The organism is Algirhabdus cladophorae (assembly GCF_044772865.1).
Taxonomy (GTDB): domain Bacteria; phylum Pseudomonadota; class Alphaproteobacteria; order Rhodobacterales; family Rhodobacteraceae; genus Algirhabdus; species Algirhabdus cladophorae.
Window position 1 is genome coordinate 3514944 of record NZ_CP173029.1, and the last position, 24855, is coordinate 3539798.

Genomic DNA, 24855 nt, shown 5'->3' on the forward strand with positions numbered 1-24855 from the left:
GAGGGCAGATAAAGACAAAAATACTATTGCTGATCACGGCAAGTGCACTTGCGGGCTGTATGCAGGACGATGGCGATCTTGCGACGCGCGGCCCTGTAAATTTCCTAAAATCACCAGCGGCTAGCTTGGAAAAATCTGATGATCCGGTGCCAGCTGAAACATCCGTAGTGATTACCGAACTTCAGACGCGTCAGTCTGTTTTAATCCCGGGCAGCAGTTACGAAACCGTGGCCAAATCTGTTTTAGCAGCCAACGCTCGAACTGCTGAATCCGAATTGCGCAGTGCCAAACTCCGCGCTCAAGCTGCCTCGAAAAACTGGTTGCCTACTTTGGGCCCAACAATCAGCCTCAACAGCTTAGGGTCAGTAATCGCCACGATGTTTGTAGAACAGGTTTTGTTCGACAATGGCCGCAAGAAAGCTGAACGCGCTTTTGCGAAAGCAGACGTTGAAGTTGCCGCGGTGAACTTGGCCAAGGATACAAACGAACGCGTTTTGACAGGCTTGTCGTTGTATTTAACGGCTGCGAAATCACGTGCCACTGCGCAGGTCAGCCAAGCAGCTGTCGCGCAGATGTCTGACTTTGAATATATCATGGGAGAGCGGGTCAGCAGTGGTGTGTCCAATCGCGCGGATCTCCAGATCATCCAGCAGAAAAAATCAGAGGCTCAGGCCAAGTTAGACACTGATTTGGAAAAAGCATCGGCTGCTATGGCCGAACTTGAGGCTATGTCTGCCCTTCCTGTGGGTGGCATCAATGCCCCTACCGCCTTGCGCAGCCTTTCGACCTCGACCAAGGCTTTGGATGTGGTTTTGTCCGAGGCTGAAAAGGAACGGTCCATCGCAGAAGCAACGATTTCACGCGCTGGATATCTGCCGGGTGCTGCCTTGTCCGGAACCGTTGGCAGCGGTGGCAATAACCTTGGGGTTCAGGTGAAATCTGACAAAGGTTTGGGGTTCGGCATGGGCGCCAGCCTTAAGGCGATTGAGGCCGAAAAAGAAACCGCGGGTCGCCGCGTTTTGCAGGCCCAAGAAGATGCCAACAGAACACTCAGTTCGAAACAGCAAAGACTTGCATCGCTACAGCGTCAGGAAGGTCAGGCGAAATCGCTTTTGATCCAAGCCGCCGACAACCTTGCCCTCTTTGAGGAACAATATAGGTCGGGCCAACGTCCTGTGATGGATGTGATTGGTGTGTACGAAACGAAAATTCGGGCCGAGCGGGATTATGCAGCCATCGCCTATGACATTTCGCTGGCCGAGTTAGAGATCGCAAATCACCTCGGATTACTTGTGAACGGAGCAGACATTTGACCGGCCCTGTCCTCGCCTTTGATATCAATGCGCGCGCTGATGGCGCTCTGCGGCAGGTCCGCAAATCGTCCAAGTCCAAGGTCCAAGTTAAACCCGAATTGGCCGATAAATATTCGGACCGTGCGAAGACACGTGCGGATCTGGCAAGTGTCTATGCCGGCCTTTTGGGTGTCGAAACCTCGGTTTCTGACTTGTTGGAAAGCATGGTGCCGGACGCAGATATTAACGCTGATGGTGTAGCTCCCGGTGATATGGCGCGTGCTTTGAAGTCTGCGGGTCTTGCGACTGAAATTGCGACGATAAACGCCTGCACCGCCGATCATTGGCCCGCAATTGCTGTGATGACGTCTGGGCAATTTTTGTTGGTGTTGGGGCAGTCGCAGGGCATGTTAACGCTGCATGACACCACCTGCCCCGACAATCGCGCCGAAGTTCCTGTTGCTGAATTTGAACCCTATTTCACCGGTCTGATTGTCCGTGCGGAAGTCACGGTAAAGCATCTTGATAAGGTCCATTCGACCAAATCCCGCGCCAATCATTGGTTTTGGGGTGAATTTCCGAAATACCGCCGTCACCTTGCTGAAATTGGTCTTGCCTCCTTTGTCGCGAACCTTTTGGCGGTGTCTGTCGCACTGTTTTCCTTGCAGGTCTACGATCGGGTGATCCCGCATCAATCCACGTCAACCCTATGGGTTTTGGCCATCGGTGCAGCCCTTGCTCTGCTGATGGAGGCCTTTCTTAAGATCGCGCGCGCACGCTTGATGGATGGCGCTGGGCGCAAGATTGAAATGTCAGTCCAAAACTTGCTGATGGAACGTGTCTTGGGCATGAAATCGGGCATGCAGGGGCTGTCGCCCAGTGCTTTGTTCAGTGCCATGCGTGAGTTCGGGTCTGTGCGTGAATTCTTTACGGCTTCCACGATTGGAACGCTGACGGACATCCCGTTTATTTTGCTCTTCTTGGTGATCGTCAGCTCTATCGCGGGTCCAGTGGTTTGGGTTTTGGTGATCGGTGGCATCTTGATGGTTGTGCCGGGGCTACTGTTCCAAAAGCGCATGATTGAGCTGACCAAAAAGAACCAAGGCGCCTCGGCCAAATCCAGTCGTTTGCTGCATGAAGCCATCTATGAGGCCGACACGGTGAAAGGTCAGCGCGGCGAGGAACGTTTCCGTCGCATTTGGACCGAACTGACTGCGCTGTCGTCGATTACATCATCTGAACAACGCAAACTCTCATCAGCCCTCACATTCTGGAGCCAAGGTGTTCAGCAAGCGACCTATGTGTCCGCTGTTGTTGTTGGGGCCTACATGGTTTTTGCAGGTGAATTTACGATCGGCACAATCATCGCTGTAGGTATCCTGACCAGCCGGACCTTGGCCCCACTGACGCAGCTTTCGGGAACCATGGCCCGTTGGACCAACGTCAAAGCAGCCCTCGATGGGTTGGAAGGGGTCGCATTGGCCCCTCAGGATTTTGAGGAAGACCGCACCTATCTGCGCCGCGAAACTCTGCGTGGCGAGTTTGAATTGCGTGACGTGTCATTCCGCTACGATCAAGATCAGGCGCCCAACATCGATATCCCCGGTCTTATGGTGCGCCCTGGTCAGCGTTTGGCAATCCTAGGCAGCAATGGTTCGGGAAAATCGACCCTGCTTAAGGTGATGTCGGGCCTCTATAGTCCCACCGCAGGCCGCGTTTTGTTGGACGGTGTCGAGATGAGCCAAGTCCACCCAAAAGACATTCGTCGTAACCTTGGATATCTTTCGCAAGACGTGCGCCTGTTTGCAGGCAGCCTGCGTGATAACCTCAACCTGAACATGCTGGAACGTGACGACAGCCGTCTGTTTGCAGCCTTGGATTTTGCAGGCATCGGCGCCTACGTCCGTTCGCATCCCAAAGGTCTGGATCTAGAAATCAGCGATGGCGGCGAAGGCCTGTCGATCGGTCAACGTCAAAGCATTGGTTGGGCACGGATTTGGTTGCAGGATCCCAAGATCGTTTTGCTGGACGAACCTACCGCTGCGCTTGATCAGACACTGGAAAAGAACCTCGTAGCGCGTCTCGAAGACTGGCTGAAGGATCGCACAGCCATCATTGCAACCCACCGTGTTCCGATCCTTGCGCTGACCAATCGCACACTCATTTTGCAAAACGGACGTTTGGCCGTTGATGGGCCGCGCGATCAAGTGCTGCAACATCTCAACGATAACAACAAACGCAAGGCAGGCTGATGGCAACGATTGATGCAGAACTTGATGCCCGCATGGATGGACCCAGCTGGACGATCTGGCTGACGGCGGCCACGGTGGTTGTGTTTTTGCTGTGGGCGGCCTTTGCGTGGATCGACGAAATTGTACGCGCCGAGGGCGAGATCGTTTCGTCGTCGCGTCCGCAGATCATTCAAAACCTCGAAGGCGGTATTCTAGCCGAACTCAGCGTGATGCAGGGCGATACGGTCCAGCCCGGTGATGTGCTTGCCCGGCTCTATGGGACGCAATTTCAGACGGCTGTTGATGATCTGGGCGAACAAATCCTTGCGCTGGAAATTCGGCGTCTGCGTCTTGAGGCCGAGATTGATGGTCTTTTTGATTTCATGGTGCCCGAACGTTTAGCCGCGGCGTCTCAGGATATGATTGCATCTGAACGGGCGCTTCTTGCGGCCCGCCAATCCGATTATGTTAGCCGCAGTGATGGTGCGCGCAGTCTCATGCTGGAGGCCAAGCGCGAGCGCGATTTGATGGATAATCTTTTGGATCGCAATATCGTTTCCCTAATGGAAGCGACTCGCGCTCGCAAAGCCTATGGCGATGCTGCAATCAAATACAATGACATCGTGACAAAGTCTGAATTGGACCGCGCGAACGCGTATTCAGAGACACTAAAAGAACTGGCTATGCTGCGCCAAAACCTGAAAGTGGCGCAAGATCAGTTGAACAGAACAGTTATCACCTCACCTATGTTGGGTGTCGTGAACAATGTCAGCGTTACGACGATTGGTGGTGTTGTGCGTCCGGGCGAAGAAATTTTTCAGATCATTCCGCTGGACGAAGAACTGTTTGTTGAGGCCCGCGTGCGGCCCGAAGATATTGCCAACATTCGGCGTGGACAGGACGCAACCGTCAAACTCTCGGCTTATGATTATACCATCTTTGGGTCTTTGGATGGGAAAGTGCACTTTATCTCTGCTGATACCTTCAAGGACGATCGCAAGGCGGATGGGGATCCGCATTATAAAGTGACCCTGCGTGTGGATCTGGCCGATCTGACGGGACGCCAAGCCAATGTCGAAATCAGACCGGGAATGCAGGCGCAGGTCGAATTGCACACCGGGGAAAAAACGGTTCTGCAATATCTGACCAAGCCGCTTTATAAATCGCGGGAAGCCTTTCACGAACCGTGAGTGACGTATCTGTGACCGTGCGCCCTGTGGCTTTGTGGTTCGGGCTAGGATACAGCAAAAGAAAAAGTGATTGGGCAGTGATAATTATGCGGTTTTTCAAGGTATTTTTGGTTCTGGCTGGCCTTGTGTTTTTGGCCAGTTGCGGCAGTAAATTCAAAACCTACAACGGCCCGGAAGTAACACGCATCTTTGTGCACAAAGAAGACCGCAGAATGTTGTTGGTGCACAACGAGAAAATTCTGAAAGCCTACGATATCGAATTGGGTTTCGCCCCAACGGGCCATAAGGAAATCGAAGGCGACGGTAAGACGCCGGAAGGTACCTATTATATCGACCGCCGCAATCCAAACAGCCAATTCCATCTGTCTTTGGGGATTTCATATCCAAATGCCCGCGACACAGCCAAGGCGCGGGCCATGGGCAAAAGCCCCGGCGGGGACATCTTTATTCATGGGCGTGGTCCAAGAATCAAAAACCCGGATGCGGATTGGACTTGGGGCTGTATTTCCGTGACGGATCGCGAGGTCGAAGAGATCTACGCGATGGTCAAAAACGGAACGCCGATTACAATCCTGCCGTAAAGAACGGCTCGGCTGGCGCGCCCATGACGAGGGTCCACCAGACTTTTCCGTTGTTTTCCTGATGCCACGCAAAACCCATTTCCGAGGCTTGTGCATCCATAATCACATTGCGCGTGTCTGGGTCTTCCATCCATGCAGCCAATGTTTCCAACTCGGTCTCGTAAGTCTCGGAAATCGTTTCGCCCCGGAATTGGCCAGTATATCCAACGCGGGCCACGCGATCGATTGGTGAGGACCCATCAGATCCAAAGTGCCAAGGCCGGTTCTGAATGGCCATGTCGCGGGCATGTGTTGCAGCGGCAGCGTTCAGTTGCGCGTTAAAGGCAACATTTGCGAGGCCAGCATTCTGACGAAGCACATTCACACTGTCCAACATGCGAAACGGTATTTTGTTGGCATCCCGGCTGGTGATCTTATTCGCGCGTGGCAAGGGCTTGCCGTCAGATCCAATAGGGGGCGCGGTGGTTCCACCGCCGCATGCCGACAGCGCCAAAGCCGCTACCAAAGCCAAAGAAGAAAAGCGCATGTGCCCACCCGATATTTTTGTTTCGTTGAACGGATCTTAGACAAATGGCGTGGCCTATCAAACCCACATGAGCGGAATATTGGCATTCTAACGCTTGTTTGATTTGCGACTGCGGCATTCGCGCCATATCTTGCGCGCAATCGACCACTTTTAGGGACGAATAGGATAAAACAATGAGTGCAGATCACAAAAAATTCAACCGCCGGGCCTTTTTGGGCACATCGGCTGCCATGGCCGCATCGCCGGTTTTTGCGCAGCAAGTCAATGAAACCGTCGAGATTGAAGCAGAAGTTTCGGAAACGATCCGTCGCAATATCTCTAGTTTCCGGGCGTTGGATTGGCGTCCCTACTTTTCCGATCTTACGAACGGCGCCGTGCTGGTTGATATTTCATCACGCGCACTACATTTTTGGTCGGAAGATGGCACAGATTACAAACTATACCCTTCCAGCGTTCCGCTGACACAGGACCTGACCCGCAAGGGCCGTACCGTTGTGACGCGCAAGGTCGAAGGCCCAAGTTGGCGCCCAACCCCGTCCATGAAAAAGCGCAATCCTGAGTGGCCTGATTTTGTCGGTCCAGGTCCGGATAACCCATTGGGCACCCACGCACTGTATCTGTCTTGGACGTATTATCGGATCCATGGCACCCATGATACACGCAAAATTGGGCGACGTTCGTCCAATGGCTGTATTGGTCTCTATAACGAGCATATCGCGCAGCTGTTTGAGTTGACCAAAGTGGGCACTCAAGTGTTGCTAATTTGACAATTTTTGGGCTGTGACCGTTGATTTCCGCCAAGTTGGTTTGCAATTGCCCGCAAATCCTGCTTTGTCGGGAGCACGAGGTACAGTCTTGGGGCTTGTCGTCGACCTCAGTTATTTCGGCGGCTTGCATTTACTGGAGTTTAGAAAATGAAGAAACTTGTTCTTGCCGCTGCTTTCACTGCCGCCGCTTCCACAGCATTCGCTGGCAACATGGAAGAGCCGATGATGGAACCAGAAGTAATCGTAGAAGAATCCACTGGTTCTTCCGCTGGTGGCATCATCCTGCCTTTGATGGCAATCTTGCTGTTGGCCGCTGCTGCAAGCTCATAAGCTTTGCACAGTTAAGACATTCGAAAGGGCAGCGGTCTAATCCGCTGCCTTTTCTAATTTCCGATCGTCATTTTCATATCAAAAGATGTGACAACTATGCCGATATGACGGGAATAGCGTGATATTCCCCGCCAAGAAAATTTGATTTTCGTAGCTTTTTCTGTTTTTACCATTCCCAAGAGATTGTTCTTGGGGCACGTCGTCGGCCTCTAACCCTATATGACGACCAGTTTTTTGGAGACTACACATGAAAAAGATCGTACTTGCCGCCGCATTCGCAACTGCCGCTTCCACAGCTTTCGCTGGCAACATGGAAGAGCCGATGATGGAAATGGAACCAGAGATGATTGTTGAAGAGACAACAGGGTCCTCCGCTGGTGGCATCATCCTGCCATTGATGGCGATCTTGCTGCTGGCCGCTGCTGCAAGCTCATAAGCCTAGCACACCAGATTTGATCAAGGCGGTAGGGTGACCCTGCCGCCTTTTTCTATGGGCGAATGAAACTTAGTCCATCCAGCCTTTGAGGTTTTCACGAATGACGGTCGACAGCGCGTCGATATGTGCATCGTCATCGTTGAGGCAAGGAATATAGGTAAACTGCTGACCACCGGCTTCCTCAAAGCTTTCTTTGATCTCCTCGTTGATCTCTTCCAGCGTTTCGATGCAATCGGCAGAAAACGCAGGTGCACACACAGCGATGTTGCGTTTGTTTTCGTGTTCGGCCAAACGCGCGACCTCTTCTACCGTGTAGGGTTTCAGCCATTCTTCGGGACCAAAACGCGACTGGAAGGTGGTGCGGATATCCGTGTCGGGCCAACCCAGACGTTCCTTAAGCAGGCGCGTCGTTTTCTGGCACTGACAGTGATAGGGATCGCCTTCCATCAGATAACGTTTTGGTACGCCATGATACGAACACACCAAGATATCTGGCCGCGTTTCCAGTTTGGCATAGGCGGTTTCGATGGATTGGGCCAAGGCTTCGATATAGCTGGGGTGCTCGTAATAGGCAGGCACCGTACGCACAGTTGGCTGCCATTTTTCTTTGGTCAACGCGCGGAAAAATTCATCATTGGCCGTGGCAGATGTTGCACCGGCATAGTGCGGATAAAGCGGGAAAAAGAGGATCTTTTGACATCCTGCCTCGATCATCGCGCGGACTTTGGATTGAGTCGACGGATTGCCGTAGCGCATGCAAAAATCGACCATGACATCGTCGCCGTAGGTTTTGTGCATCTGCGCTTTAATCTTGGCGGTTTGGTCCTTGGTGATGGTCATCAAGGGGCTTTCGCCGGCCTCTTCGTTCCAAATTGATTTATAGGCAGCGCCGCTGGAAAACGGGCGTTTGGTCAGAATGATCAACTGCAGCAAAGGCTGCCAGATGAAGGGTGAGTAATCGATGACGCGACGGTCGGACAAAAACTCGCCCAAATAGCGGCGCATGGACCAATAATCGTAGTTGTCAGGTGTGCCGAGGTTGGCCAACAGGATACCAACCTTAGCAGGCTTGATCTTTGGATGATCTGCCGGCGCGTGGACGGGGCATTTGGCGAGGTCGTCTTCTGTGTGCACAGCTTTGTCCATATTTTTCGCATCCAGCATTTTGCGTGTCTCCAACCTTACAGAGTTTGACCAATAGAGTGCAGATAAACGCTTTTGCTCTCAGGTCAATCTTTTGGCTTTGGGTCTTTTTGATCAGGAGTGCCCAAAAAATCAGCTAAACGGTGGGTCGCCGATCCGGGACGCAGAGCCTTTGGTTGATCTGCGGCAGGGGCCCAGCCGGTTAGGAAAACAGTTTCGAACGTTGCTTTGATACGACCATCGGGCAAGGAAAAGTGTTCGGCGTAGATTTTTTGGGTCTGGTGAAAAACACTGCGTGGGGTTGGTGTTCTGATCCGATCCGCAAGAGAATTTGCCTCGCCCATGTGGCGCAGGTCATGCATGAGGTGTGTTGTATCAAGGTAGCTGGCAGTTGATTGTTGTGTATCGGCCACGGGCAATGCCAACCCGGCCCGTTGTAATAGCGCACCCAGATCCCGTATTTCGGCCATTGGCGCAATTCGAGGGGACAGGCCGCCCGTGATCTTCGTTTCGGCTTGCGCCATTGCTTGTCGTAGCTCGATCAGGGTCTCCCCCCCAAAAAGGCAGGCCAGAAACAGGCCATCAGGTTGCAGAACCCGCGCGCATTGGATGATTTGACCCACTGGATCATCCGCCCAATGCAGAGACATTGCGTGGATCACCAGATCATAACCGGTTCCCGCAAAATCCAGCGTGTCCGTGTCAGGAATAATCTTTGCCTGCGGAAATTCTGCGCGCCACAGATCCGAGTGGCCTGTGACAATTGCCACCTTGGTAAACGTTCTATTAACGTCTTTCAGTCTTTCTGAAACCTCGTGCATCGCGGCTTGGAATAGAAACATGGCCTTGGACCGCCTGCGTTGATGGCGATTGCGGGTCAAAGCCAAACGGTCGGTAAGCCTGCGCGGTGCGTTCATGTGGCCGGAGTACTGAGAATGACCCTATGTTTCAATCTGCTTTAGATCTTTTGTACCCGCGGCGCTGTGTCACTTGTGACAACGATACCCAAGATATCGACGCACTCTGCGGTGAATGTTGGTCCAAGACGCCGTTCTTGGGGGGCGCACTATGTGACAAATGTGGGATCAACCTGCCCGGCGATGAAGAGGACAGCATATTGTGTGACGATTGTCTGACCGTGGCGCGGCCTTGGCTGCAAGGACGGGCGGCATTGCGCTACACGGACAACGCGCGCAAGCTGATCCTGCGGCTAAAACATGGGGACCGTAGCGATCTGGCGCGCCCTGCGGGGCAATGGATGGCCCGTGCGGCGGCCCCGATTTTGCAGCCCGATATGATGCTAGCACCGGTGCCACTGCATTGGCGCAGGTTTCTCAGCAGGACTTATAATCAGTCGGCCGAATTGGCAAAATCCGTTGCCCTTGCGACGGACCTGCCGGTTTTGCTGGATGCGCTTGAACGACGTAAACCCACGGTCGTTTTGGATGGATTAAACCGTGACGAGCGGTTTCAGGCCGTTAGTGATTGCATAGGCGTTACTGCAAAACATGCTGCGAAAATACAAGGCCGTCATATGTTGTTGATCGATGATGTGATGACGTCGGGGGCTACTCTTGCGGCCTCGGCCAGTGCGTGCCTTGATGCAGGCGCAAAAGAAATTTCCGTTGTGACACTGGCGCGGGTCGGCAAGGAGGCGTAAACCACTGGGTGCCAATAAAAGGAAGACACCAATGCAGCCTGTTGAAATCTATACCTCGCCCCTTTGTGGTTTTTGCCACGCGGCAAAGCGGCTGCTGACATCAAAGGACGTGAACTTTGCCGAAGTTGACGTTGCTGCCAATCCAGATCGCAAGCCAGAGATGATCCAGCGTGCCAATGGTGCGCGTACAGTCCCACAAATCTTTATCGGCGAAACACATGTTGGTGGCTGTGATGATCTCTATGCCTTGGATCGGGCCGGTAAATTGGATGCGCTGCTCAAGGGGTGATGACGTGAAACTCATCCTTCTCCAGATTACTTCGACGGACGATCCTGTCGCCAACTTGGCCGTCGTTCAGGACATGATTGCACAGGCTGCGGCCAATGGTGCGGATATGATCCTCACGCCAGAAGTGACCAACTGTCTGTCCGCTGATCGTGCGCATCAATCTGAAATTTTACAGCTTGAGGAAAATGACCCGACTCTCAAAGCCCTACAAATACAGGCGGCCACTTTAAATACGAACATCCTCATTGGATCCTTGGCACTTCAGACCGGAGACGCCGATGGCCGCTTTGCGAACAGGTCGATCCTGATCGCACGGGATGGCAGCATCGTGGCGCGCTACGACAAGATCCACATGTTTGATGTGGATGTCAGCGCGGAAGAAACCTACCGCGAATCCTCGGCCTATCGGGCCGGTACCACAGCAGTTTTGGCAAAAATACCCGAAGCGACATTCGGCCTGACAGTGTGCTACGATCTGCGCTTTCCGCAGCTATACCGACATTTGGCGCAGGCCGGGGCGCAAATCATTACGGTTCCTGCGGCGTTTTCTTATGTCACAGGCCCCGCCCATTGGGAAAGTTTGCTGCGCGCACGTGCGATTGAAACGGGGTGTTTTATCGTGGCTCCAGCGCAAACAGGGGATCACGGATGCCGCAAAACCCATGGCCATTCTTTGGTGATTGATCCTTGGGGGACGGTTTTAGCGGATGCCGGAACCGAGGTGGGCGCAACATATGTAGACATCGATTTGGCCAAAGTTGACCAGATGCGGCACAAAGTACCCTCCCTTTTTAATGAAACTCGGTACATACTGCCCGCATGAGTCAAACTGAAACGTCTCTTGCCGTCTCGTTTTTCAGCGAGATCCTGACAGTAGAACAACTGGTGCGAAACCGCGTCAGCAAGGTTTTGCCACGCGGTATGGAGCTGTCCCATTTTTCTGTGCTGAATCATTTGGCCTATGTGGGCGCCGAACGATCCCCGGCGCAATTGGCCAAGACATTTCATCTGTCGCGTGGCGCCATTACCAACACTCTCAATAAGCTAGAGGTCGCTGGATACATTCATGTGCGACCGGACTGGGACGATGCACGCCGCAAAATGGTGGCAATTAGCCCCTCGGGGCGTGCCGCCACGGATGCCGCAATTCAGGCCATAACCCCCATGGTCGCAGAAGCCGTGCGCGGTATGGGCGAGGACAAAGTACGCACAGCGATCCCTGTCCTACGCAGTCTACGGCTTAGCCTTGCTGAGACAGATTAATCGGGCTTTGTGGACGTAGTGGTGTAGTTCACGCTGAGGTCGCGATCGGACAAAGACCACGTAAAGCCCAGCGGATTAAAGACAAATCCTTGCCGGTCAACGGGCGTTAGGCCCGCATCGCTCAGCAATTTGAACAACTCGTCGGGTGTGATGAACTTATTCCATTCATGGGTGCCTTTTGGCAGCCAGCGCATCACATATTCAGCACCAATGATGGCCATCATGAAACTCTTGGGATTGCGATTGATGGTAGAACAGATGTGGACACCGCCGGGTTTGAGCAGAGTCTGACACGCTGTCAAATAGGCCAATGGATCAGCCACGTGTTCGACCACTTCCATATTCACCACGGCGTCAAATTGTTCACCAGCCTGCGCGAGGGCTTCTGCCGTGGTAAATCGGTAATCAATCTTTAGGCCAGATTGTTCAGCGTGGATTTGGGCCACGGGAATATTGCGTTCGGCGGCATCTGCGCCAACCACATCAGCCCCTAATCGGGCCAGAGGTTCCGACAACAGACCGCCACCGCAGCCGATATCAAGGATACGCAGCCCTTTGAACGGCAAATCCTGTCCCAGATCGCGGCCATATTCCGCAGCAATCTGGCGCGTGATGTAATCCAAACGGCAAGGATTAAGCATGTGAAGTGGTTTGAATTTGCCAGTGGGATCCCACCATTCTGCAGCCATAGCTTCGAATTTTGCGATTTCATTTGGATCAACAGTGGTTTGTTGCGCTTGCATTTTGCCCTCCTCGGTTCAAGAACCCAATGGCGTGTTACATTTTTAGGACTATATAGGGCGTCATGGACAAAAACGCAGCCTCAAGATCAGTGATGCAACACCTTTATCCCGCTATTGATCCCTTTGATCAGCGGATGCTGGATGTGGGCGATGGGCACAAGGTCTATGTTGAACAATGTGGTAACCCAAATGGCGTGCCCGTGGTTGTGTGCCATGGTGGTCCGGGTGGGGGATGTAGCCCTGCGATGCGTCGCTATTTTGATCCAGATATTTACCGGATTGTCCTTTTTGATCAGCGCGGCTGTGGCCGGTCACGGCCCCATGCCAGTGTCAAAGATAACACGACTTGGCATTTGATCGCGGATATGGAGCTGATCCGCGCGACGCTGGACATTGAAAAATGGGTGGTCTTTGGTGGCAGTTGGGGGGCAACCTTGGCCCTGCTCTATGCGCAAACCCATCCGCAGGCTGCGGCCTTCTTGGCGTTGCGCGGTGTATTCCTCATGACGCAGGCTGAGTTGACGTGGTTTTACGGTGGCGGCGCTGGGCAATTTTGGCCGGATTTGTGGAAACGATTTACTGACCTTGTGCCAGAAGACGAACATGACGATCTGATTGGGGCCTATCACCGTCGGTTATTTTCTGGCGATATGATGCAAGAGACGCGCTACGCCCGTGCCTGGGCCAGTTGGGAAAATGCGCTGGCCTCGATCGATAGCGAAGGGATGGTCGGTGAAAGCCCTGGCGAATACGCCCGTGCCTTTGCTCGTCTTGAGAATCATTACTTTAAAAATGCCGGCTTTCTTGAGGTAGATGGGCAAATAATGCGCGATCTTCCCAAGATAGCTCACATACCTGCAAAAATAGTTCAGGGGCGTTATGATATGATCTGTCCGCCTACATCTGCCTGGCATCTTGCACAGGCGTGGCCCCAAGCCACGTTGAAGATGGTGCCAAAAGCGGGTCATGCTTTGTCAGAAGTTGGGATAAGCGCTGAATTGGTTCGCACAATGGATCAAATAGGCCGGAACCCTAAACAATTAGGCCTTTAGGCTTTACAGACCTCGATTTTTTATTAACCCTAGGGCCAACAAAAAATAAAACGGGGAAATGTGGTGGGCTCTGTCGCTCGAATTATTTTGCAGAGGCTCGGTTTGGGCCTTTTGACCCTCCTTGTTGTCTCTATCGTTATTTTTACCGCTGTGAACTCGCTTCCGGGTGATTTCGCGCAAGCTATTTTGGGTCAAGGCGCCACGGAAGAGGCGGTTGCTGCGATCCGCACAGACCTTGGCTTGGATAAGCATCCCGTCGTGCGGTATTTCGAATGGCTTGGTAAGGCATTGCGCTTTGACCTTGGGACCAGTTTTGCAGCTGCAAACTTTGCCAGTTTTGCTGGGGCTGACACGGGATCCGGTCTTGGTTCTGTCGCCGCGCAGATCGGCCCGCGGTTTGCCAACACCATGTTCCTTGCTGGTGTGACTGCGATGATTGCAGTGCCGTTGTCCCTGATCTTGGGCATTCTGGCCGCACTTTATCGCAACACCGTGTTTGACCGGCTTGCGAACATCTTTACGCTTTCGTCTATTTCCAGCCCTGAATTTTTCCTCGCCTACATCTTGATCTTGTTCCTTGCAGTGCTGAACCCGCTGCTGCCATCCCTGTCCAATATTTATGACGGTATGAGTTTTGGCGAACGTCTGAACCGCACGATGTTGCCCGCACTTACAATGACTTTGGTGGTGACGGCCCATATGATGCGGATGACGCGCGCTGCGATTATCAACCTGTTGGCCTCGCCCTATATCGAAATGGCGCGCCTCAAAGGCATCAGCCCAATGCGGGTGATCGTTAAGCACGCCTTGCCCAATGCACTGGCCCCGATCATCAACGTGATCGCCCTGAACCTTGCCTACCTCATCACCGGTGTGGTCGTGGTCGAAGTGGTCTTTGTCTATCCGGGCATCGGTCAGCTGTTCGTGGACAGCGTTAAGATCCGCGATATTCCAGTGGTGCAGGCCTGCTGTCTGATCTTTGCGGCGGCTTATATCTTGCTGAACCTGCTGGCGGATATTCTGTCTATCCTATCGAACCCACGTCTGAGGCATCCAAAATGAATACTTTGCTGATGATCCTCGCCATTTTCGTGATGGCACTGCCTTTGGGGCTAGGCTTCCGTTTCGCGGGACAGTCCGCAACCGGCAACAAACCATATTTTCGTGATATGGGCACCGGCGTGGCCTATGGTTTCGCGCTGGGCGCGATGCTGTTGGCGGTGATCGCGTATCTCTACATTGTTTCATGGTTTGCCACTGGTCCCGAAGCCAACAAGTATTTCTTTTTCCGCGTGGCTTTGCATGGGTTGGCGATTTTCGCTGTGGCCTCGATCATCTTCAAGGAATTTGGCAAACGCGTGGGCACCGCTGCAACTCGCAAGCTGTTTCGATCAATGCCCCTCACCGCCAGCTTTGGGGTTTTGACCATTATCCTTTACGCCATCCTGTCTATTTTTGCGGGGGTGATCGCCCCTTACGGACAAGAGGAAATTTTGGCGGCAGCGAATGTCGTTCCGGGCGGCGATCCGGCCATGGGTGGCAACCCAGAGTATCCACTAGGCACTGACCAGATTGGTCGCGACATTCTGAGCCGTCTGATTTACGGCGCGCAGAACACGGTGGGCATCGCTTTTGTCACAACTTGCCTTGCGTTTTTCATTGGCGGCACCTTGGGCTTTCTCGCGGCGACTTTGGGCGGTTGGCTGGACCAATTGCTATCGCGTGCTGTGGATGTGTTGATGGCGATCCCTGCTTTGATTTTTGCCTTGCTCTTGATGACAATCGCATCGGTTTGGGCAAACCAATTGGGCATCCCATTGACTTATTTCATGGTGGTGATCATCGCTGTCATCGACAGCACTCGCGTGTTCCGCTTGGCCCGCGCCGTTGGGCAAAACATCGTGGTGATGGACTACATCGAAGCGGCAAAACTGCGCGGTGAAGGCCTTGGCTATCTGATCTTCAAGGAAATCCTGCCAAATGCCACGGCACCCCTGTTGGCTGAATTTGGTCTGCGCTTTTGCTTTGTGTTTCTCACAATTGCCTCCTTGTCGTTCTTAGGTGTGGGTATTCAGCCACCGCTTGCGGACTGGGGCACGATGGTCAAAGACCTGTCGCAGTTCATCAACTTTGCAGCCTTTGCACCGCAAGTGGCCGCAGCGCCGTTGTTGGCAGCGGGTGCTATCGCATTGCTCACCGTTGCTGTGAATTTCGTGGTAGACTGGATGCTGCATAAATCGTCGGGGCTAAAAGAATGAGCGATCAACTGGTCAAAATTCGCGGTCTCAAAATCGAAGGCCGCAGTGACGAGACTTGGAACCCGATTATCAAAGGTGTCGATCTTGATCTGAACAAGGGCGAAGTGCTGGGTCTGATCGGTGAATCCGGTGCTGGTAAATCGACGATCGGTTTGGCGGCCATGGGTTTTGCCCGTGACGGCGTACGCATTTCTGGTGGCTCTGTTGAATTTGACGGTGTTGATCTGGTCAATGCCTCTGCTGCGGTTAAACGTGCTTTGCTGGGCAAACGGATTGCCTATGTGGCGCAGTCTGCAGCGGCCAGTTTTAATCCGGCCCACAAGATCCTTGATCAACATACCGAAGGCCCCACGCAGCACAGTGTGATGTCCAAATCGGAATCCGAGGCTGACGGAATGGAGCTGTATGAAAAGTTGCGTCTGCCCAACCCGGACCAGATAGGCTTTCGCTATCCGCACCAAGTGTCGGGCGGTCAGTTGCAACGGGCGATGACTGCAATGGCCATGTCCTGCCGTCCTGATTTGATTATCTTTGACGAGCCGACAACAGCTTTGGACGTGACCACACAGATCGAGGTTCTTGCTTCGATCCGCGACATTGTGGAACAGTTCAACACGGCTGCCATTTACATCACTCACGATTTGGCCGTTGTGGCCCAGATGGCAGACAAGATCAAAGTGCTGCTGCGCGGTGACGAGGTCGAAGAGGCTGACACCCGCACAATGTTGTCCGCCCCAAAGGAACAATACACCAAAAGCCTTTGGGCCGTTCGTGAGTTTGAACGCCCCGCTAAGGCAGCAGTTCCAGTAGACAGTACGCCGGTTGTGTCGGTGCATAATGTGACGGCGGCCTACGGCAAAACACCTGTTTTGTTTGATGTCAGTTTTGATATTCATCCGGGCCGCACAGTGGCTGTTGTTGGCGAAAGTGGGTCGGGCAAATCGACGACGGCGCGGTGTATCACTGGCCTGTTACCGCCCAAGCAGGGCAGTATTGCTTTTGACGGTGTCGAGTTGCCTTTGGACTATCGAAAACGGTCCAAAGAACAGTTGCGTCAGGCGCAGATGATTTATCAAATGGCTGATACGGCACTGAACCCCCGCACATCAATTGGTGACATAATTGGCCGACCGGTTGAGTTTTACATGGGCCTCAAAGGGGCTGCGAAACAAAAGCGTGTCGACGAGTTGCTGGACCAGATCGAGCTGGAGCCGAACCAATATCGCGACCGTTTGCCCTCTGAGCTATCAGGCGGTCAAAAGCAGCGTATCGGGATTGCGCGCGCCTTGGCAGCCGAGCCGAAGTTTATCATTTGTGACGAGGTCACATCGGCTTTGGACCAATTGGTGGCTGAAGGTATCCTGCGGTTGCTGGCAAAATTGCAGGACGACTTGAACCTGTCCTATATGTTTATCACCCACGATCTGGCGACGGTTAAAGCCATCGCAGACGAGGTCGTGGTGATGAAAAATGGCAAAGTGATCGAACAGGGCCCAAAGGCCGAAATGTTTACACCGCCACATCACGCCTATACGGATCTATTGCTCAGCTCTGTGCCGGAAATGGATCCTGATTGGCTGACCAATCTGCTGAATGAACGCGGAGTTGATAACATCGGGGACGCAGCAGTTGGTAAGATGTAATTCGAAGCACCGGGGAAATCTCGGGATCTGAGGGATAACACTCAAAAAGTTCAACATGGGAGAACGAACATATGTCTCAAATTAGTAGACGTGGCTTAATGAAAACTGGGGCGGCCGCCTCGGTTCTGGCGGCCACTGGCATGCCAGCAGTTGCACAAGGCAAACGCGGTGGCACACTGCGCCTGGGCCTTGCGGGTGCGAACACATCCGATAGCTGGGATGGCCGGACACATTCGGACAGTTACATGATCATGTCGGCGCACGGCTGTGTGTTTGACTGCCTGACCGAAGTGGGTGCCGATGGTACACTTAAGGGTGAATTGGCCGAAAGCTGGGAAGCCAGCGCAGATGCTGTCACATGGACATTCAAGTTGCGCCAGGGCGTAACATTCCACAACGGCAAAGCCTTTGGCGCAGACGACGTAATTGAGTCGTTGAACATGCACACAGCGGAAGGCGCAAAATCTGCGGCCAAGCCGATTGTATCTGCAATTACCGACATGAAAAAAGTCAACGATCACGAGATCGTCTTTACGCTGGCTGCGGGTAACGCTGACTTCCCGTTCCTGCTGTCTGACTATCACATCCTGATGTATCCGGCGGGCATGGTGGACGAAGCTATCGCCAAAGGGATCGGTACAGGCATGTACATGGTCGAGTCGTTCGACCCCGGTGTGCGTTTCGTCGGCAAGCGCGTCGACAGCCACTACAAAGACGGCTCTGCCGGTTGGTTCGACAGCGTCGAAGTGATTGCTATCAACGATTCATCTGCTCGTATGAATGCGCTGATGACAGGTCAAGTTGATGCGGTAAACCGCGTTGATTTCAAGACTGAGCCGTTGATGAAAGCCAACCCGATGATCAACATCTTCGAGGTCACAGGCAACCAGCACTATACTTTCCCAATGCTGACCAACCTGTCGCCTTACGACAACATGCAGGTGCGTCAGGCGCTGAAGCATGCGATCAACCGTCAGGAAATGGTCGACAAGATCCTGTTGGGTCACGGTGCTGTTGCAAACGACCACCCTATCGGTCCTGCAAACCAGTACTATGCGGCTGATCTACCACAAAACGACTACGATCCAGAGAAGGCAAAATCGCTGTTGGCGGCTGCTGGTATGGACGGTTTGTCAGTTGATTTGTCTGCTTCTGATGCGGCGTTCTCGGGTGCTGTTGATGCGGCTCAGTTGTATCAAGCCTCGGCCAAAGCGGCTGGTATCAACCTGAACGTGGTGCAAGAACCTGCTGATGGCTACTGGTCCAACGTTTGGCTGAAAAAGCCATGGTGTGCGTGCTACTGGTCTGGTCGTGCGACAGAGGATTGGATGTTCTCGACAGCCTACGAATCTGGTGTGCCATGGAACGATACAGCGTGGGAAAACGCCCGCTTCCAAGAGCTGTTGCTGACCGCTCGCGCGGAACTCGACAGTGGTAAACGGAAAGACATGTACACTGAAATGCAGATGTTGATGTCTACCGAGGGCGGCACAGTTGTTCCAATGTACGCCAACTATGTTGACGCGCATTCCACCAAACTGGCCAACTCGGGCACCATCGGCAACGTGTTCCAGATGGACAGCTCGCGCCTGATGGAGCGTTGGTGGTTTGCCTAAACTGATCGGCCCTTAGGCCACGTGAAACGCCCCGCCTTTTGGTGGGGCGTTTTGCATTTTGGGACCCGCTTAACCACAGTACGGTGGGTGCCATACGGCGTATGGCAGGTGTATGGCAAGCGTATGACCAACCTGCCAGCGATTGGCCTCTTGTAGAATCCAGTTAACCGCTCTATATCCCTATCAACAGCGGCGTGTTGGGGTCCAAACCCAGCGCTCCACCGGAGAGTTTCAACGGGCCGCGCGCCCGTTTTTTTGTGCCTGAAAGGCAAGCGATATATATGTCAGACCTTGTTGCCAAAGCCGCGCTTGATCGCCGTCTAGCCGAGATCATCACCCCTGTCATCGAAGATATGGGGTTTGAACTGGTGCGTGTGCGTTTGATGTCGGGTAAAACCACCACGTTGCAGATTATGGCGCAGCGTCCTGATGGTGGCATCGAAGTGGATGAATGCGGCCAGATCAGCACGGCTATTAGTGCCACGCTGGATGTGGAAGACCCGATTTTGGATGCCTATGCGTTGGAGGTGTCCAGTCCGGGCATTGATCGGCCCTTGACGCGGCTGAAGGATTTTGACCAATGGCAGGGGTATGAGGCCAAGATTGAAACGGCTGACCTGATCGATGGACGTCGTCGGTTCAAAGGCGAATTGGCCGGTGTTGAGGGCGAAGAGGTGCTGATCAACATCGAAGAAGGCACCGTTGGATTGCAGTTTGATTGGCTCACTGATGCCAAACTGGTCCTGACAGACGAATTGATTACTGAAATGCTCCGCCAGCGCAAAGCGGCGGGGATTGTGAACGAAGACGATTTCGACGAGATCGTTGATGAAACCGGTTCTGAGGAGGACTGAGATGGCTATTACATCAGCAAACCAGCTGGAACTTTTGCAAACCGCCGAGGCTGTGGCCCGCGAAAAGATGATCGACCCTGCGTTGGTCATCGAGGCGATGGAAGAAAGTCTGGCCCGTGCGGCGAAATCCCGCTACGGCGCGGAAATGGATATTCGCGTGTCCATCGACCGCAAGACAGGTCGCGCCACGTTCACCCGTGTGCGCACTGTGGTTGCTGAGGAAGAGTTGGAAAATTATCAGGCTGAGTTCACTGTTGAACAGGCCAAGCAGTACATGGAAAACCCTGAGATCGGGCAGACTTTCGTCGAAGAAGTCCCCCCGGTCGAGATGGGCCGGATTGCGGCGCAGTCGGCCAAGCAGGTGATCCTTCAGAAGGTGCGCGAAGCCGAGCGTGATCGTCAGTATGAGGAATTCAAAGACCGCGCTGGCACCATTATCAATGCGCAAGTTAAGCGCGAAGAGTACGGCAACGTTATTGTCGATGTGGGTGCTGGTGAAGCGATCCTGCGTCGCAATGAAAAGATCGGCCGCGAAAGCTATCGCCCGAACGATCGTATCCGTTGCTACATCAAAGATGTGCGTCGCGAACAGCGTGGGCCACAGATCTTCCTGAGCCGTACAGCGCCGGAATTCATGGCCGAGTTGTTCAAGATGGAAGTGCCAGAGATTTATGACGGTATCATCGAGATCAAGGCCGTGGCCCGTGATCCCGGATCGCGCGCCAAAATTGCTGTGATTTCCTATGATGGCTCGATTGATCCTGTGGGTGCCTGTGTTGGTATGCGTGGTAGCCGCGTGCAGGCTGTTGTGAACGAATTGCAGGGTGAAAAGATTGACATCATCCCTTGGAACGAAGATCAGCCGACTTTCCTTGTGAACGCCTTGCAGCCTGCTGAGGTGACCAAAGTTGTTCTGGACGAAGAAGCCGAGCGCATCGAAGTTGTAGTGCCTGACGAGCAACTGTCGCTGGCGATTGGTCGTCGCGGGCAAAACGTCCGTCTTGCCTCGCAATTGACTGGTCTGGACATCGACATCATGACCGAAGAGGACGAAAGTGCCCGTCGTCAGGCCGAGTTTGCCGAGCGCACCAAACTGTTCATGGACACGCTGGATGTGGACGAGTTTTTCGCTCAGTTGCTGGTTTCCGAAGGGTTCACCAACCTAGAAGAAGTGGCTTACGTTGAGGTCGAGGAATTGCTGGTCATCGACGGTGTCGATGATGACACAGCTGCCGAATTGCAGGCTCGCGCCCGCGACCATTTGGAAGCGATCAACAAAAAGGCCATGGAAGTGGCCCGTGAGTTGGGTGTCGAGGATAGTCTGGTTGCATTTGAGGGTCTGACACCCCAGATGGTAGAAGCCCTGGCCAAAGATGGCGTGAAAACGCTGGAAGATTTCGCCACCTGTGCGGATTGGGAATTGGCCGGTGGTTGGACCACAGTTGATGGTCAGCGCGTCAAAGATGATGGCGTGCTTGAACCTTTCGATGTGTCTTTGGAAGAAGCGCAGGCTATGGTAATGACGGCGCGTGTGGCCCTTGGTTGGGTTGACCCGGCGGAATTGGAAGTGGCCGAAGAAGAAGTCGAAGGGGAATTGGACCCTGATCGCGAATTGACTGCTGCTGATGTATTCTCGGAAGGTAAAGGGGCCTAATTGGCCTCTTTGAGGACCTTGATATATGGGACGCGGTGGCCAACCCAAGCGCCTTGATGCGCCAGAGCGCAAGTGCATTGGTACTGGCGAGGTACTGCCAAAGGATCAGTTGATCCGGTTTGTGGTGGGTCCCGAGGGTCAAGTCGTGCCGGATTTGCGTGCGAAATTGCCGGGTCGTGGATTGTATTTGGTGGCCTCGCAGACGGCATTTGCGCAAGCGATCAAAAAGGGTGCTTTTGCCCGTGCGGCCAAAATGCAGGTGAAGGTGCCGGATGATCTGGCGGCTTTGGTTGAGGCGGGATTGGCGCGTCAGATGGTCGATCTGATCTCGCTCTCTCGCAAGGCTGGATCGGCTGTTTGTGGCTTTGAAAAGGTAAAGAACGCTTTGGCCAACGATATGGTCAAAGTTCTTGTTCAGGCCAGTGATGGGTCCGAACGAGGTAAAACGAAATTATGGACCCCGGAAGGGGCGCGCTACTTTGGGATGCTGACCCAACAGGAATTGGGTTTGGCATTTGGGCGTGAAAGTGTGATACACGGCGCACTCGTGTCTGGTGGACTCACACAACGTGTTATAGAGACTGCGCTTAAGTTGCGCGGTCTGCGAGAAACAGATGCGAAAACCGATGGGGGCCACGGCCCGCTGAAAGGATAGACGGCTAGATGAGCGAAGACGACGGCAAAAAGACATTGGGCGTTCGCCCACGCACCGGCAACGTGAAGCAAAGCTTCTCGCATGGTCGGACCAAAAGCGTTGTGGTTGAAACCAAGCGCAAGCGCGTCATGGTGCCCAAACCCGGTGCGGCCAACAAGCCGACCAGCGGATCGCCTGTAGTGGGCAGTGATCCGTCCAAACGTCCTGCGGGGATCTCGGATGCTGAGATGGAACGTCGGATGAAGGCGTTGCAGCAAGCCAAGGCACGTGAAGCCGAGGATGCTGCAAAGCGTGAGGCCGAAGAAAAAGAACGCGCCGCAGATCGTGCGCGTCGCCGCGAAGAACAAGAAGCCAAAGAACGCGAAGAGCGCGAGCGCGAAGAGCGCACGAAAGCCAAGCGCGAAGAAGAAGAACGCAAAGCAAAAGAAGCTGCCGCCGCTGCGGCCTCGGCTGCTGCTGCTGCGGCCGCCCCCGCGGCGGACAATGCGGCCCCCTCGCGCGCGGCACCGGCTGCTGGAAAACCGTCGGCAGCCCCGCGCAAGCGCGAAGACGAGAACAAAGATCGCAACACGCGTGGCAAGGGCCGTGGTGGGGATGACAACCGTCGTTCCGGTAAGTTGACGTTGAATCAGGCCTTGTCTGGTGGCGATGGCCGTCATCGGTCGATGGCTGCGATGAAGCGTAAGCAAGAGCGCGCCCGCCAAAAAGCGATGGGCGGTCAGGTCGAGCGCGAAAAGGTAATGCGCGACGTTCAGTTACCTGAGGCGATTACGGTTCAGGAATTGGCGAACCGGATGGCGGAACGTGTGGCTGATGTTGTGAAGGCGCTGATGACCAACGGCATCATGGCGACTCAGACCCAGTCCATTGATGCAGATACGGCTGAACTGATCATCGAAGAATTTGGCCACAATGTTGTGCGCGTCTCGGACTCTGATGTGGAAGACGTCATTGCGACGGTTGAAGATGACGAAGGCGATCTGAAGGATCGTCCGCCAGTTATCACAGTGATGGGCCACGTTGACCACGGTAAGACATCGTTGCTGGATGCCATTCGGAATGCACGCGTTGTTGCGGGCGAGGCCGGTGGGATTACCCAGCACATTGGCGCCTATCAGGTTGAACAGAATGGCACCAAGCTGACGTTCCTCGACACACCTGGTCACGCGGCGTTTACGTCAATGCGGGCCCGTGGTGCGCAGGTCACGGACATCGTGATTTTGGTTGTGGCAGCCGACGATGCGGTTATGCCGCAGACCATCGAGGCGATCAATCACGCCAAGGCGGCTGATGTTCCGATGATTGTGGCGATCAACAAAATCGACCGTCCTGCGGCGGATCCGACCAAGGTGCGCACAGACTTGCTGCAACACGAAGTAATTGTGGAACAGATGTCTGGGGAGGTTCAGGATGTTGAGGTTTCTGCTGTTAAGGGCACTGGTCTGGATGAACTGCTGGAAGCCATCGCGCTGCAGTCGGAAATTCTGGAACTGAAAGCCAACCCTGATCGCGCCGCAAGCGGTGCTGTGATTGAGGCCCAATTGGATGTAGGCCGTGGCCCGGTTGCGACTGTTTTGGTTCAAAACGGCACGCTGCGCCAAGGCGACATTTTCGTTGTGGGTGAGCAGTACGGTAAGGTTCGCGCCCTGATCAATGACCAAGGCGAGCGCATCAAAGAGGCCGGCCCATCGGTGCCGGTTGAGGTTCTTGGCCTGAATGGCACACCTGAGGCAGGCGACGTTTTGAACGTTGTTGAAACCGAAGCGCAGGCGCGGGAGATCGCTGAATATCGCGAGAAAGCCGCCAAAGATAAACGCGCTGCTGCTGGTGCTGCAACGACCCTAGAACAGTTGATGGCCAACGCCAAAGCTGATGAGAACATGAGCGAGATGCCGATTTTGGTAAAAGCTGATGTTCAGGGGTCTGCAGAAGCGATTGTTCAGGCAATGGAAAAAATCGGCAACGAAGAAGTGCGCGTGCGCGTGCTGCATTCGGGTGTTGGTGCAATCACGGAAAGCGATATCGGTCTGGCGGAAGCCAGCGGTGCGCCTGTGTTTGGCTTTAACGTGCGGGCCAATACGTCTGCGCGGAACACAGCCAACCAAAAGGGCGTCGAGATCCGGTATTATTCGGTGATTTATGACCTTGTGGATGATGTGAAATCGGCGGCCAGTGGTTTGCTGAGTGCCGAGATCAAAGAGAACTTTATCGGCTACGCCACAATCAAAGACGTCTTCAAGGTGTCGAACGTCGGACGTGTTGCGGGGTGTCTTGTGACCGAAGGTGTCGCGCGTCGCTCTGCTGGGGTGCGTTTGTTGCGTGATAACGTTGTTATTCACGAAGGCACGTTGAAAACGCTCAAGCGCTTTAAGGACGAAGTCGCTGAAGTTCAGTCTGGTCAGGAATGCGGTATGGCGTTCGAAAATTATGAGGACATTCGTCCAAATGATGTGATCGAGATTTTCGAGCGGGAAGAAGTAGAACGGACGCTGGACTAAATTTTTCTAGGTTCGGTTCTGATACTGAAAGTAAAAAAGGCGCGGGGTGTGTGGACCCGCGCCTTTTTTGTTCTTAGACGGGGAAACCGTCAAACGTGAGTTTGCCAATCGACACACGTAGTCGACCGCACGGAAGCTTTGAGACCAATGTCCCTTGAACTGATACGCAACTGC

At 53.8% G+C, this 24855-nt stretch carries 24 protein-coding genes; 20 read left to right on the forward strand and 4 right to left on the reverse strand.

Annotated features, from left to right (window positions below; genetic code table 11):
• Positions 1–26: 26 nt before the first annotated feature.
• The 4 genes from ACIRQ6_RS17070 to ACIRQ6_RS17085 all read left to right on the forward strand — a co-directional run bounded on the left by ACIRQ6_RS17070 (position 27) and on the right by ACIRQ6_RS17085 (position 5294).
• A complete protein-coding gene (locus ACIRQ6_RS17070) occupies positions 27–1313 on the forward strand; it encodes a TolC family protein (RefSeq protein ID WP_420861811.1) in 1287 nt (428 codons plus the stop codon).
• Complete coding sequence (locus tag ACIRQ6_RS17075; protein ID WP_420861812.1) at positions 1310–3544, forward strand: ATP-binding cassette domain-containing protein; 2235 nt, start codon at positions 1310–1312, stop codon at positions 3542–3544. The genes ACIRQ6_RS17070 and ACIRQ6_RS17075 overlap by 4 nt, the downstream gene beginning before the upstream one ends.
• The gene (locus tag ACIRQ6_RS17080; RefSeq protein ID WP_420861814.1) at positions 3544–4713 is read left to right on the forward strand and encodes an HlyD family efflux transporter periplasmic adaptor subunit; all 1170 of its coding nucleotides are present in this window, start codon (positions 3544–3546) and stop codon (positions 4711–4713) included. The genes ACIRQ6_RS17075 and ACIRQ6_RS17080 overlap by 1 nt, the downstream gene beginning before the upstream one ends.
• An 86-nt stretch (positions 4714–4799) precedes the next feature.
• Positions 4800–5294 (forward strand): L,D-transpeptidase family protein, encoded by a 495-nt coding sequence (locus ACIRQ6_RS17085; RefSeq protein WP_420861815.1) that lies wholly within the window; start codon positions 4800–4802, stop codon positions 5292–5294.
• Here ACIRQ6_RS17085 and ACIRQ6_RS17090 read toward each other — a convergent pair.
• Positions 5278–5820 carry a CAP domain-containing protein gene (locus ACIRQ6_RS17090; protein ID WP_420861816.1) on the reverse strand — a complete coding sequence of 181 codons (543 nt, stop codon included), beginning with the start codon at positions 5818–5820 and terminating at the stop codon, positions 5278–5280. The genes ACIRQ6_RS17085 and ACIRQ6_RS17090 overlap by 17 nt on opposite strands.
• Before the next feature lie 173 nt (positions 5821–5993).
• On the opposite strand from ACIRQ6_RS17090, the gene ACIRQ6_RS17095 reads away from it, so the two are divergent.
• The 3 genes from ACIRQ6_RS17095 to ACIRQ6_RS17105 all read left to right on the forward strand — a co-directional run bounded on the left by ACIRQ6_RS17095 (position 5994) and on the right by ACIRQ6_RS17105 (position 7353).
• Positions 5994–6587 (forward strand): L,D-transpeptidase, encoded by a 594-nt coding sequence (locus tag ACIRQ6_RS17095; RefSeq protein ID WP_420861817.1) that lies wholly within the window; start codon positions 5994–5996, stop codon positions 6585–6587.
• Between the two features lie 147 nt (positions 6588–6734).
• Positions 6735–6917 (forward strand): hypothetical protein, encoded by a 183-nt coding sequence (locus ACIRQ6_RS17100; protein WP_420861819.1) that lies wholly within the window; start codon positions 6735–6737, stop codon positions 6915–6917.
• 247 nt (positions 6918–7164) lie between these two features.
• A complete protein-coding gene (locus tag ACIRQ6_RS17105; protein WP_420861820.1) occupies positions 7165–7353 on the forward strand; it encodes a hypothetical protein in 189 nt (62 codons plus the stop codon).
• Positions 7354–7422: 69 nt separating this feature from the next.
• On the opposite strand, the gene hemH is transcribed toward ACIRQ6_RS17105, so the two are convergent.
• Together hemH and ACIRQ6_RS17115 are read right to left on the reverse strand one after the other, a co-directional pair.
• Positions 7423–8517, reverse strand: coding sequence for a ferrochelatase (hemH, locus tag ACIRQ6_RS17110; protein WP_420861821.1), 1095 nt, complete (start codon positions 8515–8517; stop codon positions 7423–7425).
• A gap of 65 nt (positions 8518–8582) precedes the next feature.
• Positions 8583–9413 carry a methyltransferase domain-containing protein gene (locus ACIRQ6_RS17115; RefSeq protein WP_420861822.1) on the reverse strand — a complete coding sequence of 277 codons (831 nt, stop codon included), beginning with the start codon at positions 9411–9413 and terminating at the stop codon, positions 8583–8585.
• 26 nt (positions 9414–9439) lie between these two features.
• Here ACIRQ6_RS17115 and ACIRQ6_RS17120 point away from each other — a divergent pair, with 26 nt between their 5' ends.
• From ACIRQ6_RS17120 to ACIRQ6_RS17135, 4 genes are read left to right on the forward strand one after another with little or no spacing between them, the layout of a single operon-like run.
• A complete protein-coding gene (locus ACIRQ6_RS17120) occupies positions 9440–10156 on the forward strand; it encodes a ComF family protein (protein WP_420861823.1) in 717 nt (238 codons plus the stop codon).
• 31 nt (positions 10157–10187) lie between these two features.
• Complete coding sequence (gene grxC, locus ACIRQ6_RS17125; RefSeq protein WP_420861824.1) at positions 10188–10445, forward strand: glutaredoxin 3; 258 nt, start codon at positions 10188–10190, stop codon at positions 10443–10445.
• A gap of 4 nt (positions 10446–10449) precedes the next feature.
• Positions 10450–11268, forward strand: a complete 819-nt coding sequence (locus tag ACIRQ6_RS17130) for a carbon-nitrogen hydrolase family protein (protein ID WP_420861825.1) — start codon at positions 10450–10452, stop codon at positions 11266–11268.
• Positions 11265–11708: a MarR family winged helix-turn-helix transcriptional regulator gene (locus tag ACIRQ6_RS17135; RefSeq protein ID WP_420861826.1), complete on the forward strand. Its 444-nt coding sequence runs from the start codon at positions 11265–11267 to the stop codon at positions 11706–11708. Before ACIRQ6_RS17130 ends, ACIRQ6_RS17135 begins: the two co-directional genes overlap by 4 nt.
• On the opposite strand, the gene ubiG is transcribed toward ACIRQ6_RS17135, so the two are convergent.
• Complete coding sequence (gene ubiG / locus ACIRQ6_RS17140; protein ID WP_420861827.1) at positions 11705–12451, reverse strand: bifunctional 2-polyprenyl-6-hydroxyphenol methylase/3-demethylubiquinol 3-O-methyltransferase UbiG; 747 nt, start codon at positions 12449–12451, stop codon at positions 11705–11707. The genes ACIRQ6_RS17135 and ubiG overlap by 4 nt on opposite strands.
• A 62-nt stretch (positions 12452–12513) precedes the next feature.
• Between ubiG and pip the strand changes: the two genes are divergently transcribed.
• The 9 genes from pip (at position 12514) to infB (ending at position 24681) form a co-directional block, all read left to right on the forward strand.
• A complete protein-coding gene (pip, locus tag ACIRQ6_RS17145) occupies positions 12514–13503 on the forward strand; it encodes a prolyl aminopeptidase (RefSeq protein WP_420861828.1) in 990 nt (329 codons plus the stop codon).
• Between the two features lie 63 nt (positions 13504–13566).
• Positions 13567–14565, forward strand: a complete 999-nt coding sequence (locus tag ACIRQ6_RS17150; RefSeq protein ID WP_420861829.1) for an ABC transporter permease — start codon at positions 13567–13569, stop codon at positions 14563–14565.
• Positions 14562–15761: an ABC transporter permease gene (locus tag ACIRQ6_RS17155; protein WP_420861830.1), complete on the forward strand. Its 1200-nt coding sequence runs from the start codon at positions 14562–14564 to the stop codon at positions 15759–15761. The genes ACIRQ6_RS17150 and ACIRQ6_RS17155 overlap by 4 nt, the downstream gene beginning before the upstream one ends.
• Complete coding sequence (locus ACIRQ6_RS17160) at positions 15758–17404, forward strand: ABC transporter ATP-binding protein (protein ID WP_420861831.1); 1647 nt, start codon at positions 15758–15760, stop codon at positions 17402–17404. The genes ACIRQ6_RS17155 and ACIRQ6_RS17160 overlap by 4 nt, the downstream gene beginning before the upstream one ends.
• Before the next feature lie 71 nt (positions 17405–17475).
• Complete coding sequence (locus ACIRQ6_RS17165; protein WP_420861832.1) at positions 17476–19020, forward strand: ABC transporter substrate-binding protein; 1545 nt, start codon at positions 17476–17478, stop codon at positions 19018–19020.
• 281 nt (positions 19021–19301) lie between these two features.
• Positions 19302–19874 (forward strand): ribosome maturation factor RimP, encoded by a 573-nt coding sequence (gene rimP, locus ACIRQ6_RS17170; RefSeq protein ID WP_420861833.1) that lies wholly within the window; start codon positions 19302–19304, stop codon positions 19872–19874.
• 1 nt (position 19875) lies between these two features.
• Positions 19876–21528: a transcription termination factor NusA gene (gene nusA / locus ACIRQ6_RS17175; protein WP_420861834.1), complete on the forward strand. Its 1653-nt coding sequence runs from the start codon at positions 19876–19878 to the stop codon at positions 21526–21528.
• A 25-nt stretch (positions 21529–21553) separates the two neighbouring features.
• The gene (locus ACIRQ6_RS17180) at positions 21554–22183 is read left to right on the forward strand and encodes an RNA-binding protein (RefSeq protein ID WP_420861835.1); all 630 of its coding nucleotides are present in this window, start codon (positions 21554–21556) and stop codon (positions 22181–22183) included.
• An 8-nt stretch (positions 22184–22191) separates the two neighbouring features.
• Positions 22192–24681, forward strand: a complete 2490-nt coding sequence (gene infB, locus ACIRQ6_RS17185) for a translation initiation factor IF-2 (protein WP_420861836.1) — start codon at positions 22192–22194, stop codon at positions 24679–24681.
• The last annotated feature ends 174 nt before the right edge of the window (positions 24682–24855 follow it).